The sequence below is a fragment of the Hippea jasoniae genome, assembly GCF_000744435.1.
Lineage (GTDB): Bacteria > Campylobacterota_A > Desulfurellia > Desulfurellales > Hippeaceae > Hippea > Hippea jasoniae.
The window spans coordinates 59,568-74,428 of the sequence record NZ_JQLX01000015.1 but is presented as its reverse complement, the minus strand read 5'-3'; the positions used below and the strand labels follow the sequence as shown (position 1 = coordinate 74,428).

Genomic DNA, 14,861 nt, shown 5'->3' with positions numbered 1-14,861 from the left:
TCAACCTAAATCCACAAGTTTTACACTGTTAAAGTCCTCACCCAAAAACATCCTGCCCAAAATAGCGAATTTTTTCTCAGAATCCGTTGTATAAAAGGAAAGTTTCAAGCTGCCTTTAAATATATCCTCATACTCATCAAGCGATTCTGCAAGGCTTTCGCCGCAATCTATCAACACCGTATCGCCCATAACGCTTTTTATTACGCCTTTTAGAAGTGGATAATGCGTGCAGCCAAGTATCATCGCATCGCATCTTATACCCTTTAAATAATAATTAGCCGCAAGATATGTAATCTCATGATCAATCAGTCCTTCCTCAACAAGCGGCACAAACAAAGGGCATGCTTTCTGCCTAACCTCGCATTTATTGTTAAACAATTCGATTTTTCTCTTATACGCATTACTATTTATCGTTGAAGTCGTGCCGATCACACACACACTCCCAAATTGGGCTGCCTTTTTTGCCGCAGGCTCAATAACACCAAACACAGGTAGCTCAAAAGCTTCTTTGATAGCATCTAAAGCAACGCTACTTGCCGTATTGCATGCTACAACAATAGCATCAACGCCGATATTTGTCAAAAATCTTGCATTCTGCAGAGCGTATTTTACAACCGTCTGGGCTGATTTTGTGCCGTAGGGTAAACGCGCCGTATCGCCTAAATAAACGATGTCTGATTTAAACCTCTTAATCAGATGCTTTACAACGCTCAAGCCACCAACGCCAGAATCAAAAACCCCTATCAAAACACACCTTCCCGTTAATCATCTTTGCAAGCACATATCTACCGTCTGTCTGGAAGTGGTTTAAGCAGACATAATCTTGAGAAATTGACAGAATCGCATCCTTTTTTATATTCAATAGTTTTGTAATCAAAACCCTGTTAACACCGCCGTGGGCTATGACAATGGCATTTTTTAAGCTGCTAAAGTAATCATTCAAAAAACTCTCCCCCCGCTCAAACACCTCTTTAAAACTCTCACCCTCAGGCGGTTTATAGTTAAACGGATCTTCCAAAAACGCTTTAGCCTCTTTAGGATACCGTTTTTCAATCATCTGCCAGCTTAAAGATTCAAAAACACCAAAATTTCTCTCCTTAAGCCTCTCATCAACAACAATTCTGCATATATCTTTAAATTGCTCTGCAACAATCCTGCAGCGTTTAAGAGGAGATGTATAAACAACCTCTATATCTTTATCGTAAAAATACTTCTTTATAGCTTCAGCCTGCTTGTAACCCTTTTTGCTTAAACCAACATCGATTGTGCCGTTAAACACATAATCGGCATAATTCTCAACCTCAGGATGCCTGATGATAAACAGATCAATAGGTTTATATCTAAACAGATAGCTTACCTTTTTTTCCACCACCACACCTCGAATATATACTCAGCAGAATCCCCACATAGGCACCATGAACAATCAAACTCGTTCCACCATAGCTAACAAACGGCAGCGTAATACCTTTTGGTGGAATTAGATGCAGAACGCTAAAGATATTCATCAAAGCCTCAATCGATATAAACAGTGTAATACCCAATGCAAGCACACTGCCAAACAAATCCCTGCAGCGTTTTGAAACCTCAAAACCAAACCAGATAATACTCAACAAAAGCAAAAGCACAAAGGCAACACCCACAAAGCCAAAATCCTCTCCAATGCCTGCAAGAATAAAGTCGTTGTACGAGTCTGGCACAAAAATCGTTTTATAAACGCCCTTTGCCACACCCTGGCCAAACACACCACCACTGCCTAAAGCCACAAGCGCCTGATGAATCTGATAATTAACCTTCTTTGTTATAAAAAAATTGATTATTCTTTGAAGCTTTTCGGGGTGGCTATATATAATTAAAGCAACAATAACCGCAATGGGCAAACCAAGTAAAATAATACTCTTAAACCTAAAACCATACACATAGATAACGCCCATAAAAACAAGAGCAACAAGAACAGCCGAACCCACATCGGGTTCTGTTACAATCAAAACAAAAAATATACCAACAACTAAAGCAAACGGATACAGGCTTTCAGAAAGCTCCTCCCCCCTGTTTATCCTTTTGGAAATAAAATGTGCCATATAAACAAGCAAAGAAAACTCAGCCACAAAGGATGGCTCAAACCTGTGCCCTGCTATATTTAGCCAGCGCGTTGCACCCCTTATGTTTACCCCTTTAAAATGCAGTAAAACCAATAAAAAAAGAGAAAAAACAACAAGTAAAACGGTTAACTTATCAAGAAACCTGTAATTCAAAAAACTAAAAAAAACAGCAACAACAAGCGACACCACCACATACTTAAGCTGCCAGAAAAAGAAAAAATTGGGGTTGTGGTGAAACCTGTATGCAAAATAGTAAGATGAAGACCATACCTCCAAAGCCCCGATACTCATCAGTAAAAAATATGGCAGAACAATAAACGCTGGATTATATAAGAGGGGCTTTTTCATACTCCTCTTTGAATACCTTTACCTCCTTTTTAAACGCCTCACCACGCTCTTCAAAATTCTTATAAGGCTCACACGATGCACCACCAGGCGAAAATAAAACAACATCACCCTTTGCAGCCACCTCAAAAGCAGCCCTTACAGCACCCCAGATATTTAAAGCAGGCAGAGGAACAGGTATAAATTTTTCTAAGTCCTTCAAAATCATTTTTCTATCCTCACCATAAACTACCAAAGCCTTTACCCTCTTTTGCAGCAGTGGCAGAAGCTTTGCATAGCTTTCGCCCTTATATTTGCCACCCAAAATCACAACAAGCTTTACAGATTCATCAAATGAGTTTATAGCGGTTTCTACTGCATCAAGGTTGGTCGCCTTTGAATCGTTGTAAAACTTAACCCCATCTATCTCATCCACATACTCAATCCTGTGCTCCAAATTCTCCATATTCTGACTCACCTCCTTTATAATTTTTTCATCCACTCCAGCCAGCAATCCACACATTGCAGCAAATGCTATATTTTCAAACGCCTTTGAACCAAACATAGCTGTTTTTTCTATTATAAACCTTTTGGGTCTATTTACAACAGCATAATCCTTACCAAAAAAGGCATCTGCCTCTTTATCCATTGATGAAACCTCAAACAATTCAGCCCTGCCATCAAAAATATATTGATCCTCTCTGTTTTTTATAAAAAAATCATTTTCATTCTGATTCCCAAATATTTTTCTTTTTGCTGCTATATAGTTTTCCATGCTGCCATGCCAGCTTAAATGATCAAAAGCGATATTTAAAATCGCAGCTATATGCGGCCTAAAACTATGCGTATAGTAAAGCTGAAAACTGCTTGCCTCAACCACAAACCACTCAAAATCTTTATCAGCAACATCGCAAAATGCAAGACCGATATTCCCGCATGCTATCGCTTCTTTTCCCTGCTCTTTTAACATTTTTTCAACAAGCTTTACCGTAGTTGATTTGCCGTTTGTGCCTGTTATGGCTATAATTTTTCCTTTTGCATATTCAAACCCAAGCTCAAGCTCACTTATAACCTCAATTGTGTTTTTTTCAGCATACTGCACAAATCTATGGGATGGTTTAACCCCCGGGCTTACAACAACTCTGTCAAAATCAAAATCAAAAAAACGCTCTGCATCCAGACCAAAAAACATATTATCACTGCTTTGCTCTTTTAGCTTTTCATCAAACACAAAAGCCTCTATATTGTGCCGCTTAAGAATTTCATAAGCCGCCCTTCCACTTTTGCCAAAACCAATAACAGCAACCCTCATCTCTACCTCAATTTAAGCGCTGTCAAAGATAACAGTGCAAGAACAAGTGAAATAATCCAGAAACGCACGATTATTTTAGACTCAGGCCAACCCTTCAGTTCAAAATGGTGGTGAATCGGAGCCATCCTAAAAACCCTTTCGCCTGTTGTTTTATAGCTTGCAACCTGAATAATTACCGAAAGTGTCTCCATAACAAAAATACCGCCTGCAATGGCAAGCACAACCTCCTCTTTTATAGCCACAGCAATAATCCCCAAAAAAGCCCCAATGGCAAGTGAGCCTGTATCGCCCATAAAAATCTCAGCCGGGTAGCAGTTATACCACAAAAAACCAAGCAGAGAGCCAGCTAAAGCACTCAAAAGAATACTCAACTCACCAGCCCCCCTAATGTAGGGCAGATGTAAATAATGCGCAAAGATCACATTGCCAGAAATATAGGCAAATATGATAAGTGGCATAATCGTTGTCAGCGTGGGGCCTGTTGCAAGTCCATCAAGACCATCTGTGAGATTTACGGCATTGGAGCTTCCCACAATCACAAACACAGCAACGGCAATATAAAAAACACCCAAATTGATAATACCATTTTTAACAAACGGTAAAAAAATACAACCTGCACACAAACCGTTTAACTTATGGTATTCAAACAACAGATATGCTACCAAAATAGCTGCTAAAATCTGCAGACTGAATTTTGTTTTGGCTTTAAGACCATTATTTTTACCCCTTTTCACCTTTAAAATATCATCCAAAAACCCAATAGAGGCAAAAACAAAAACACCAAAAAGCACTATCCAGTTTAATCTTACATCAAATCTTATCCACAAAAGTGCGCTGATAAAAAAACCGCCCCATATAATCAATCCGCCAATCGTTGGTGTTCCACTCTTTGTTTTGTGTGATTGCGGCTCAAAACCCTTAAACTGATCGCTAAGCTGCATACGCTTTAAAAAAGGAATAATCTGCCTGCCCAGCCACAGCGACAAAAACAGCGATGTTAAAGAGGCCATAATCATCCTGAATGTAATGTAGTGAAATACATTAAACGGCGAAAACAGATGGTGCAGTTTGAGATAAAAAATATAGTAAAGCATTATTTTTCTCCTTTTAAAGCAAAATACACATCTTCAAGCCTCATACCGCGTGAGCCTTTAAGCAAAATATAATCATAATGTTTATAAATCTCTCTAATATGAGATATCAATGCATCCTTTGAGCTAAAAATAACCGATCTACCTTTAAAAATCTCTTTTGCCTGGCGCATCTCTTTTCCAAAAAACACAACATCAACATCCGTATCGTTCAAAAAAAGGCCTATTTTTCTGTGTAGTTCTTTTGAGAGACTCCCAAGCTCAAGCATATCACCCAAAACGGCAAGCTTTTTGCCATCAAATCTATCCAAAACCTCAATGGCATACATCATCGAATCGATATTGGCGTTATAACAATCAACGATAAATTTAACCCCATCAATATCCTTAAAATTCATCCTCAAGCCAGGAGGATTAAAATCGTAATATCTATCCTCAACGCACTCTTTTTCATTACCCGATCCAAAATACAAAAAACCGCTCAATGCTGCAGCAAGGCAAACCGGATGAACTTGAGGCTTTATAGAAAAATCAAAACCACTTAGCCTTAATCTTTCATCTGTAATACTATACACAAAATCGCATCCACTATGTTTACCAAAACAGGCTTTATCTAAAACATCTTCAAAACTACTCCTTAATAGATCATCATCGCCATTAAAAAGCAGCTTTGTATTGCTGTTTACAATCTTTGATTTCTCTTCAAATATCTCCTCAATTGAGTCAAAAAACTCTGTATGCGTGTAGCTTACATTCAAAAACAACACTCCATAAGGCTTAAAAAACTCAGCAATTTCCTCCATCTCACCCTTGTGATTTATACCCACCTCAACAACGCAAAACTCCTCATTCTTTATAGAAAGCAGCGTCTTTGATACTCCTATAACATTGTTCTCATTGGCAGTTGTTCTACATGTTTTAAATTTGCAATCCAGAAACCTATAAAGCAGCTCCTTCGTTGTTGTTTTGCCCACAGAACCCACAACGGCTATCGCTTTTGCTTTGCTTTTTTTTAAATTTAAAGCAGCAAGTTTTTTTAAAGCTTCAAGCGTATCATCAACAACGATGTGGGGGCAGTTAACAGCTCTGTCTGTTATGCAAAACGCAGCACCCCTCTCAAAGGCATCTTCAGCAAACTCATTTCCATTAAAACGCTTACCCTTTAGGGCAATAAATACCTCTTTCTTTTTAATGCTACGCGAATCTATACTAAAACCTTCAAAATCTATATCTTTTTCGATATTTATCTTTTTTGGTGAAACGGCTTCTAAAAGCTCCTCTAAGCTAATCCCCAAAGCTTCTTAACCACCTCTGCATCATCAAAGTGAATCGTTTTATCCTTCAGAATCTGATAATCCTCATGCCCTTTGCCCAGAATCGCCACGATATCGTTTTTTTGGGCTATCTTGAGTGCCTTTTTTATAGCCTCAAACCTGTCTGGCTCAACAATCACCTTCTTTTTATCTTCAATTCCGCCCAGAATATCTTCAATAATACGCTCTGGGTCTTCGCTTCTTGGGTTATCGCTTGTTATAACAACAAGATCGCTTAAGCTTTCTGCCACCCTGCCCATCCTTGGACGCTTTAAGCGGTCCCTATCACCACCTGCTCCAAATACCGTTATAATCCTGCCTTTTTTTACACCATTTAGTGCCTCAAGTACATTTTTCATTGCATCATCAGTATGGGCATAATCCACAACAGCATAAACTCCATCATGTCTGTAGAATTCAAGCCTTCCCTTTGCCCCTCTGTTTTTTGCAATAGCCTCCTCAATCTTTGCAAAATCCACACCAAAGAATACAGCCACACCCACAGCAGCCATAATGTTGTATATGTTGTATCTGCCTATAAGCGGCGAATGTATTTCCATAGTCCTGCCGCCAACCTTTAATCGTGCCTTTATGCCATCAAGCGAATACTCAAACTCATCAGGTCTTATAAATGCACCACTGTCAAATCCATAGGTTATCGCTCTTTCATCAATAAGCAGTTTGCCGTATTCATCATCGATATTAACAACCTTATAATCGCCTTTGTTAAAAAACGAGAGTTTGGCTTTTGCGTAATTTTCCATTGTTTTGTAAAAATCCAGATGGTCCTGAGAGATATTCGTAAACACCTTAAGCTTAAATTCTATCCCTGCAATTCTATTCAAACTCACAGCATGACTTGAAACCTCACAAAACGCCCACCTGCTGCCGTTTTTGTAAATCTCTGCAAAAATCCTATGTAGATCAATAGACTCTGGCGTGGTATTTTTTAGCTTAAACAGTTTATCTTTAATCGTATAACCGATAGTGCCAACAACCTCACTGTTATCAAAGATACCCTTTAGAAGGTAGGTAGTTGTGGTCTTGCCGTTTGTGCCTGTAATGCCAACGACATTGAGCTTTTTTGAAGGATAGCCAAAAAACCAATCAGCCGCTTTTCCCATGCACTCCTTAACATCATCAACCCTGATACATCGACTATCGCTAAAATCCCTCTGACTTACAACAAGCACCCTGCCTTTTTTTAAAACATCTTCAACATAATCGTTTCCATCGGCATTAGCACCCTTATAGGCAAAAAACACAAAACCTTCTTTTATATTTCTTGAGTCGTATGACAGATCTGCAGGGTTAAAATTTTTAATTACATCAAGACAGCTCATTGTCTTTTAAATTCCTATATTTGGTAGATTTTGTCAAGCAAATAAAAAGGAAGGCAAAAGGGGCAAAAGCCCCTGTCTCAAGCGGTTTTTATCTTTGCAACATCCTCAAGACCCAGTTCTTTTATTGAAATCTCTCTCATCTCAACCTTTCTGATCTTACCCGTTACAGTCATCGGGAAGGAATCGGTGAACTTTATATAACGTGGAATCTTGTAATGTGCAATCTTGCCCTGACAATACTCTTTAATCTCTTCCTCTGTTGCCGTCTCACCCTCTTTAAGCCTGATCCAGGCGCAAACCTCCTCGCCGTACTTCTTATCCGGCACGCCTATAACCTGAACATCTGCAACCTTTGGATGTGTGTATAAGAACTCTTCAATCTCCCTTGGATAGATATTCTGACCGCCCCTGATTATCATATCCTTAATTCTACCGGTAATCTTGAAATAGCCATCCTCAGTCATCGTTGCTAAATCACCCGTATGTAGCCAGCCGTTTTCATCTATAGCCTCTCTTGTTGCCTGCGGGTTGTTGTAGTAATACTTCATCACATTATAGCCACGAGCGCAAAGCTCCCCCTGCTCTCCTACAGGCAAAATCTCCCCTGTCTGCGGATCGATTATCTTAACTTCAACAAACGGCAGGGGTCTTCCCACCGTTTCTGTTCTATGCTCAAGCGTATCATCAGCCAAGGTCTGTGTAATAACGGGGCTTGCCTCAGTTTGGCCATATGCTATCTCTACCTCGCTCATATGCATCTCATTATTCACCCGCTTCATCACCTCAACTGGACAGGGCGAACCTGCCATAATGCCCGTGCGTAGGCTGGATAGGTCAAACTTTTTAAAATCCGGATGCTCAAGCTCTGCAATAAACATAGTGGGAACACCATGCAAAGCCGTGCATTTCTCTTTTTCAACCGCCTTTAGCGTGGCAAGCGGGTTAAAATACTCGCTGGGTAGAACAATTGTTGCACCGTGCGTTACACATGTAAGATTGCTCATAACCATGCCAAAACAGTGATAAAACGGCACAGGCACGCACAACCTATCCTTATCCGTAAACTTCATAGCCTCGCCAACAAAGAAACCGTTGTTGAGTATGTTAAAATGTGAAAGTGTGGCAGCTTTGGGAAATCCTGTTGTGCCCGAAGTGTATTGAATATTTATCGCATCGTCAAAATCAAGGCTTGCCTGTCTGTCTCTAAGCTGACTATCATCCACCTTTGAAGCCATATCCAATATATCCTTCCACTTAAACATTCCCGTGTGCTTTGTATCGCTAATACAGATAACATTGCGCAGATGAGGTAGTTTATTTGAATGGATCTGACCGGGAATTGCACCTCTAACAAATGGAGCAACCTGATAAAACATATCGATGTAATCGGAGGTTTTAAACCTCTCTATCAAAATCAGCGTGTTTACCTCAGACTGCTTTAGGGCATATTCAAGCTCATTTGTCCTATAGGCAGGGTTTACAGTTACTAAAACTGCACCGATCTTTGCCGTTGCAAACTGGGTTAAAACCCACTCAACATTGTTTGTTGACCAGATAGCAACCTTATCGCCTTTTTTAATACCAAGTGCTAAAAGACCCTTTGCCAGTCTATCAACCTCTTCTTTAAATTCCTTATATGTCATCCGTATGTCTTGATGTAGTGCAACTATACAATCGTTATTTGCATACTTCTGGGCTGCCTCATCCAGTACATCACCGATTGTTTTTGCTATAAATTTGGTCGTTGACCCTTCAAATGCATAACTTAACATGGCAAACCTCACACAATTTCATTGTTGTTCTTTTTACCCAATTTCCTCTCTATCTCCATCCTTCTCAAAACGGCCCGTTTAATCTTACCACTTATTGTTTTTGGCAGCTCTTTTACAAACTCTATCTCCCTTGGATATTTATACGGAGCTGTTTTATTCTTTACAAAATCCTGAATATCTTTAATCAACTCCTCAGAGGGCTCATAACCATCGGCAAGTATAATAAACGCTTTAACAATTGTTCCCCTGATTGGATCAGGGCTTCCTACAACAGCGCTTTCTACAACCGCAGGATGCTCTTGAAGCGCACTTTCAACCTCAAACGGACCAATCCTGTAGCCTGAGGATTTTATTACATCATCAGCCCTACCGTAGAACCAAAAATATCCATCGTTATCCATATAAGCCCTATCACCAGTATAGTAAAATTCGCCCCTGAATGCCTCAGCCGTTGCTGCATCATCCTTATAATAGCCGCGTGTTAAACCAATTGGATGCTCTGGTTTAATTCTCACAGCTATATGGCCGGGCTCGCCAGTTGGCATATCGTTGCCATCATCATCCACAATCCTGACATCAAAGCCCGGCACAGGTTTGCCCATTGAGCCGTATTTAATCGGCATGCAGGGATAATTAGCCACCAACAAAACACTTTCTGTTTGACCATAACCATCGTAAATCAATGTGCCTGTTGCATTCTTCCACGCTTTAATAACCTCTGGATTTATAGGCTCTCCAGCTGATGTGCAATGTCTTAAGGATGAAAAGTCATACTTACTTAAATCCTCCTGAATCAGCATTCTATAAACCGTTGGCGGTGCACAAAATGATGTTATACCCTGCGTTGTTAAAAGCTTAAGCGTTATTTTTGGATCAAAATGAGCACCGGCGTTGTGCATAAACACAGCCGATCCTATCTGCCATTGACCATAAAGCTTACCCCACACAGCCTTTCCCCAGCCGGTATCAGAAATCGTCCAGTGTAGATCGGTAGGCTGAAGGTCATGCCAGTATTTTGCCGTAACAATGTGTGCAAGAGCATAGGATTGCTCATGCATAACCATTTTTGGATATTTTGTAGTGCCCGATGTAAAGTATATCAACAACGGATCTGTTGACTTTGTGGGCTCTATATCATCTTTATTTAACTTATCGCTTGCCCTATCCATCTGATTTTCATAAGACAACCAGCCTTCAAGGTCACCGTCTATTATCATCTTTACCTTCAGTGAAGGGCAGTTGTCGTTTTTGCAGGCTGCATCAACTTTGGAGGCATTGGAAGCCGAAGCAATCGCCATCACAGCCTCAGCTTTTCTGATTCTATAGGCAATATCCTCTGGCATCAAAATATTTGGCGCAGGCAGTGCAACAGCACCAACCTTATTCAAACCAAGCATCACTGCATACCACTCAACTATACGCGGCACCATAACAAAAACATTATCGCCCTTTTTAATGCCAAGATTCAGTAGTACATTGGCAAATTTATTCGACATAACAGATATATCCCAGAAGGAGTACTTCTTTATCGTTCTGCCGCGTGTATCAGCCCACACAAGGGCAAGTTTTGTTCTATCTTCTGCCCACCTATCCACAACATCAAAGGCAAAATTGTAATACTCAGGCACCTCAAGTCTAAAGTTTTTAACCTCTTCTTCGTAATTTTCCATGTTATGCTTCATTAAAACAACCCCCTACCATTTTTTGATTTTTATATGAAAAAATATAAAAAAAGTCAATATCCTTTACAATTAAAAATTTAACATCCTTGCAATAATAAATAATTATATAAAAAAGTTATCTTCTTGATTTTAAATACTGTTCAAGCAACTCCTTAAACAGCTTTGGAACAAGCCTCATCTTATCCTCAGGCTCAACACAGGCGATTCTAACCTGCGTATGACCGGGATTTCTGCCCTCGATAACATTGTAAAAACCCCACATAGGACTCACAAGCAGTGTATATCGCTTGCCGTTAATATTTACCTCTCCTTCTTTTGCACAGAACATAACAAAATCCTCTGCATCAAAGTCATCACCAACAATCTCTCTTAAATCGACTACCATATATATAGAGGCTTCGGGCTTTGAAACGATAGCGTTAGGCATAAGTTTTTTAAACTCATCATACATATATTCAAGCAAACCTTTATAATAATCCCTCAAAGAGGAAATCCAGCTTCTGATCGATTCCTTTGATTCATCATACAGTGCCTCAACTATATGTTGGTCAATGATTGAAGGGCATAGATAGGTTGTATTTGCAAAGGAAGCTTTATCCCTAAACTCCTCATTATCCGTTACAAGCGCACCCATTCTCAAACCGCACGCGTTGAATGTCTTTGATAAACTCTCTATACTGATCCTGATTTTTGCTTTTTCAATACCGGGTAAGTCTTTATCTGTTATCTGCCAGATAGAGGGCGGCGGCTCATCAACATAGTAAAGCCCCCTATATGCCTCATCGCTTATGATAAATATGTTGTTCTCAAGACAGATTCTGGCGTATTCGTTGATTGTTTTCTGCCTCATCAGCTGACCCGATGGGTTATCATAGGGAATGATAAGCAATGCACCGGGTTTGTATTTTTTAACAGCCCTTTCAATCTCCTCCACCGCCACATGGTTAAAATTACCGCTTCTGTCAAGATATCGCTCAACAGCAACGATCTTTCTGCCAAGCTCCTCTGCTACAGCTTTGTAGTTTGTGTAGGTGGGGTTCATGACAAGCAGAGGCCTATCATCGCTGCCAGCCTCACCACACAAACCAAGCACTGCCGTTCTCATCGCTCCCGAGCCACCATCCTGAACAATCGAATAAAGCTCAACAGGATTATCATCATCCAAAAAAGCCCTAATTATTTTTATAAACACATCATTTGCCTTTTGCGTGCCCGGTGTTTCTCCATATCGCCAGATACCGTTTATTAAAAGCTCATCTTTTGGGTTTAAATACCTCTCAAGTAGCTTTGGATGTGTTTTTAAGGACACGCTACCTATTGCAACATTAACCGCCTCTATTGCGTTTTTGCCTTCTGCTTTATCCTTTTGGGCTCTTTTTTCAAATACTGTCTGGGCAAGCCTCAAACCCGATGGTTTTATACTGTTAAAAAATTTAGAAAACCTACCATCTTTAGCCTCAAACATCTTATGTATCCCCCCTTTATCTATAGTGGCTAAATTTTATTTACAAATTTTACACTGTCAAGTAATTAAAAATTAAATCTCAATAAAAAAATGTTGACAAAGCTAAAAAAAAGAGTAAAATTTAGTAAAACTTGTTTTAAAAGGGGGTGAGAGGTAAGAAAAATATGCAAAAAAACTTGACAAAGTGGATAAACGGGCTTATTATTGCATTGCGATGCAAAAACTTAAAAATTTTTAGTGGGAGGTTTTAAACATGAAGAAAAGGTTGATTTCATTGGTTGCAGCAGCAGCATTGGTAGGTGGTATATCCATCGCACAGGCTCCAGCTGCAAAGGCTGGAACGGTAACGGTAGCTGGTGACACACAGGTTCAGCTCTACGGTGGTGTAAAGATCTATACGGGCTGGACAAAACAGCTTGATAGCTACGGCAATGTTGGAAATAAGGTATGGGCTGATAATGCAATGGCTACAGATAAGGCTGTAGACTACCAAAAACTAAACAAAACAAACTTCCAGGACTTCTCAATGAGTAGTGCCGGAACAAAGTTGGGCGTTAACTTCTCAAACAAAGATGCCAATATTAGCGGTAAAATTGAGATCGGATTGAATGCTGGCGGAAACTATCTCAGACATGCATATATTAAACACTCATTTAATAACGGTTTGTATGTACTTTTAGGTCAGACAAGTGTTCCCTATGAGCAGCATTCATTCTCTATAGCACCCAATGTAACAGCTGGCTGGAATATATTATCATCCAGAACACCAGAGGTTATGGTTGGCGGCAACTTAGATATAGCTGACAGTGCAAGCCTTGATTTCAAATTTGCTGCATTTACACCTGGCTTGTGGACACCTAATGCCCCAGATGCAACTAAAAAAATGCCTGCCTTTGGACTTGATTTAGGCGTAAACTTTGATACAGGTTTTGGTGCACCTGCAAGGGTGTATGCAGCGACACTTGTTTCAACCCAGAAATACACATATTATGATAATGTTACAAGCAAATATAACGCAACAAACAAAACAAGCTATGCATACACAGCAGGTTTAGTATTGCCCGTATCAATGGTTACATTCCAGACGCAGTATCAGCATGCAAAAGGTATGAGCAAATTGGCAGGTGTTAAGGGTGCTGGCGCTGAAGGAGTAGCTCCTGATGTTTATATAAACAAAAATGAAAACGGCATAACACAGTCTAAATTTGATGCATGGAATATCGAAGCAAAAGTTGCGCCAATGCCATGCGTTTCAGTAGCATTAGGTTATGATTACATCAAGTTCAAAAATTTAACAGATCAACCTAATACTTATACTGGTTTTCTTAAGAAAAATAGTGCATATTTCATCAATGCAAATATCAAAACAACAAAATACACAACGCTTGGTCTTGAATGGCAGCATGATTCAACAAAATATGACAAACAAAAAGACAGCAAGGCTAAAGGTGATCTCTTCTACGCTCAGTATACCTACAGCTTCTAATTAACTCCAACAAAAAACTCAAAGCGGCTCTAATGAGCCGCTTTTTTTATTATCCTTTAGCTGTTCTGTTTTAAAATCTCCTCTACAAAGTTGGGCAAAACAAAAGCTGCCTTATGAATCTCAGGGTTGTAATATTTCAAATTTAAATCCATCTTTTCAAATCGCTTTTGATCAAAGCTTTCTTTTGGGTGTTTGCCCTTCCAGCCGATAGAAAAAGCCCACATGCCTGAGGGATATGTTGGTATGGCAGCCTGATAGATAGTAACATTTTTGCCAAAGCTCTTTCTCATGTTGTTCACCGATCGCATCATCCACTTCGGGTCGTAATAGGCGTTTTCTGCCTGAGCAACAACGATACCATCATCCTTTAAAATTTTATAAACATTGGCATAGAATTCCTTGTTGAACAGCCCTTCAGCCGGTCCAAACGGATCTGTTGAGTCGATAATAACAACATCAAATTCATTTTCTTTATTCTTCACAAACTCTATGCCATCGCCGATAATTAAATTAAGGCGAGGGTCGTCAAAACTACTACCAACAAATGGCGTGTATTTCTTTGAGTTTTTCACAACAACTTCATCTATCTCAACCTGCACGATTTTTTCAAGATAGCTGTGTTTTAAAACCTCTCTTGCTGAACCCCCATCACCTCCGCCAATAATCAAAACACTTTTAGGTGAAGAGTGTGCAAATAATGGCAGATGCGTTATCATCTCATGATAAACAAACTCATCCCTTTCGGTAAACATAATCAATCCATCAAGCAGCATCACCCTGCCAAAATCGTAAGTCTCAAGAATATCAAGTCTCTGAAGTTTTGAATATTCGGTATGCAACACCTCTTTAACCTTAAATGTAAAACCGCAATTTTGGGTATATTTCTCTGTATGCCACAACTCTGGATTCATACTCACAACTCACCTCCTACACAAAAAAATAAGGGGTCGCAGGAAAGCCTGCAACCCCTTTAG

At 39.7% G+C, this 14,861-nt stretch carries 12 protein-coding genes; 1 reads left to right on the top strand and 11 read right to left on the bottom strand.

The features are described from left to right. From murI to EK17_RS07310, 10 genes are all read right to left on the bottom strand, one after another. A complete protein-coding gene (gene murI / locus EK17_RS07355) occupies positions 1–747 on the bottom strand; it encodes a glutamate racemase (protein WP_035589200.1) in 747 nt (248 codons plus the stop codon). Continuing rightward, a complete protein-coding gene (locus EK17_RS07350) occupies positions 731–1,369 on the bottom strand; it encodes a histidine phosphatase family protein (RefSeq protein WP_035589198.1) in 639 nt (212 codons plus the stop codon). Before EK17_RS07350 ends, murI begins: the two co-directional genes overlap by 17 nt. After that, entirely contained in the window at positions 1,341–2,447 is a 1,107-nt protein-coding gene (locus EK17_RS07345; protein WP_035589196.1) for an FtsW/RodA/SpoVE family cell cycle protein, read from the bottom strand. Before EK17_RS07345 ends, EK17_RS07350 begins: the two co-directional genes overlap by 29 nt. After that, the gene (gene murD / locus EK17_RS07340; protein WP_035589194.1) at positions 2,425–3,735 is read right to left on the bottom strand and encodes a UDP-N-acetylmuramoyl-L-alanine--D-glutamate ligase; all 1,311 of its coding nucleotides are present in this window, start codon (positions 3,733–3,735) and stop codon (positions 2,425–2,427) included. The genes EK17_RS07345 and murD overlap by 23 nt, the downstream gene beginning before the upstream one ends. A 2-nt stretch (positions 3,736–3,737) precedes the next feature. After that, complete coding sequence (gene mraY, locus EK17_RS07335; RefSeq protein ID WP_035589192.1) at positions 3,738–4,832, bottom strand: phospho-N-acetylmuramoyl-pentapeptide-transferase; 1,095 nt, start codon at positions 4,830–4,832, stop codon at positions 3,738–3,740. After that, entirely contained in the window at positions 4,829–6,121 is a 1,293-nt protein-coding gene (locus tag EK17_RS07330; protein ID WP_035589190.1) for a UDP-N-acetylmuramoyl-tripeptide--D-alanyl-D-alanine ligase, read from the bottom strand. The genes mraY and EK17_RS07330 overlap by 4 nt, the downstream gene beginning before the upstream one ends. Further along, entirely contained in the window at positions 6,106–7,482 is a 1,377-nt protein-coding gene (locus EK17_RS07325; protein ID WP_051904509.1) for a UDP-N-acetylmuramoyl-L-alanyl-D-glutamate--2,6-diaminopimelate ligase, read from the bottom strand. Before EK17_RS07325 ends, EK17_RS07330 begins: the two co-directional genes overlap by 16 nt. A gap of 77 nt (positions 7,483–7,559) precedes the next feature. Beyond that, complete coding sequence (locus EK17_RS07320) at positions 7,560–9,254, bottom strand: AMP-binding protein (protein ID WP_035589188.1); 1,695 nt, start codon at positions 9,252–9,254, stop codon at positions 7,560–7,562. An 8-nt stretch (positions 9,255–9,262) separates the two neighbouring features. Beyond that, complete coding sequence (locus EK17_RS07315) at positions 9,263–10,936, bottom strand: acyl-CoA synthetase (RefSeq protein WP_035589187.1); 1,674 nt, start codon at positions 10,934–10,936, stop codon at positions 9,263–9,265. Positions 10,937–11,051: 115 nt separating this feature from the next. Further along, positions 11,052–12,401 (bottom strand): pyridoxal phosphate-dependent aminotransferase, encoded by a 1,350-nt coding sequence (locus EK17_RS07310; protein ID WP_035589185.1) that lies wholly within the window; start codon positions 12,399–12,401, stop codon positions 11,052–11,054. Between the two features lie 253 nt (positions 12,402–12,654). Between EK17_RS07310 and EK17_RS07305 the strand changes: the two genes are divergently transcribed. Further along, the gene (locus EK17_RS07305) at positions 12,655–13,887 is read left to right on the top strand and encodes a hypothetical protein (RefSeq protein WP_035589183.1); all 1,233 of its coding nucleotides are present in this window, start codon (positions 12,655–12,657) and stop codon (positions 13,885–13,887) included. Positions 13,888–13,943: 56 nt separating this feature from the next. Here the strand turns inward: EK17_RS07305 and speE are convergent, their stop codons facing one another. Next, positions 13,944–14,798, bottom strand: a complete 855-nt coding sequence (gene speE / locus EK17_RS07300) for a polyamine aminopropyltransferase (protein WP_035589181.1) — start codon at positions 14,796–14,798, stop codon at positions 13,944–13,946. Positions 14,799–14,861: the final 63 nt, after the last annotated feature.

Excerpts from the sequence above, each read along its gene's own strand:
- speE (WP_035589181.1), bottom strand. The coding sequence starts at position 14,798 with ATGAATCCAGAGTTGTGGCATACAGAGAAATATACCCAAAATTGCGGT.
- EK17_RS07345 (WP_035589196.1), bottom strand. The coding sequence starts at position 2,447 with ATGAAAAAGCCCCTCTTATATAATCCAGCGTTTATTGTTCTGCCATAT.
- EK17_RS07320 (WP_035589188.1), bottom strand. The coding sequence starts at position 9,254 with ATGTTAAGTTATGCATTTGAAGGGTCAACGACCAAATTTATAGCAAAA.
- EK17_RS07310 (WP_035589185.1), bottom strand. The coding sequence starts at position 12,401 with ATGTTTGAGGCTAAAGATGGTAGGTTTTCTAAATTTTTTAACAGTATA.
- EK17_RS07305 (WP_035589183.1), top strand. The coding sequence starts at position 12,655 with ATGAAGAAAAGGTTGATTTCATTGGTTGCAGCAGCAGCATTGGTAGGT.
- EK17_RS07325 (WP_051904509.1), bottom strand. The coding sequence starts at position 7,482 with ATGAGCTGTCTTGATGTAATTAAAAATTTTAACCCTGCAGATCTGTCA.
- murD (WP_035589194.1), bottom strand. The coding sequence starts at position 3,735 with ATGAGGGTTGCTGTTATTGGTTTTGGCAAAAGTGGAAGGGCGGCTTAT.
- EK17_RS07315 (WP_035589187.1), bottom strand. The coding sequence starts at position 10,936 with ATGAAGCATAACATGGAAAATTACGAAGAAGAGGTTAAAAACTTTAGA.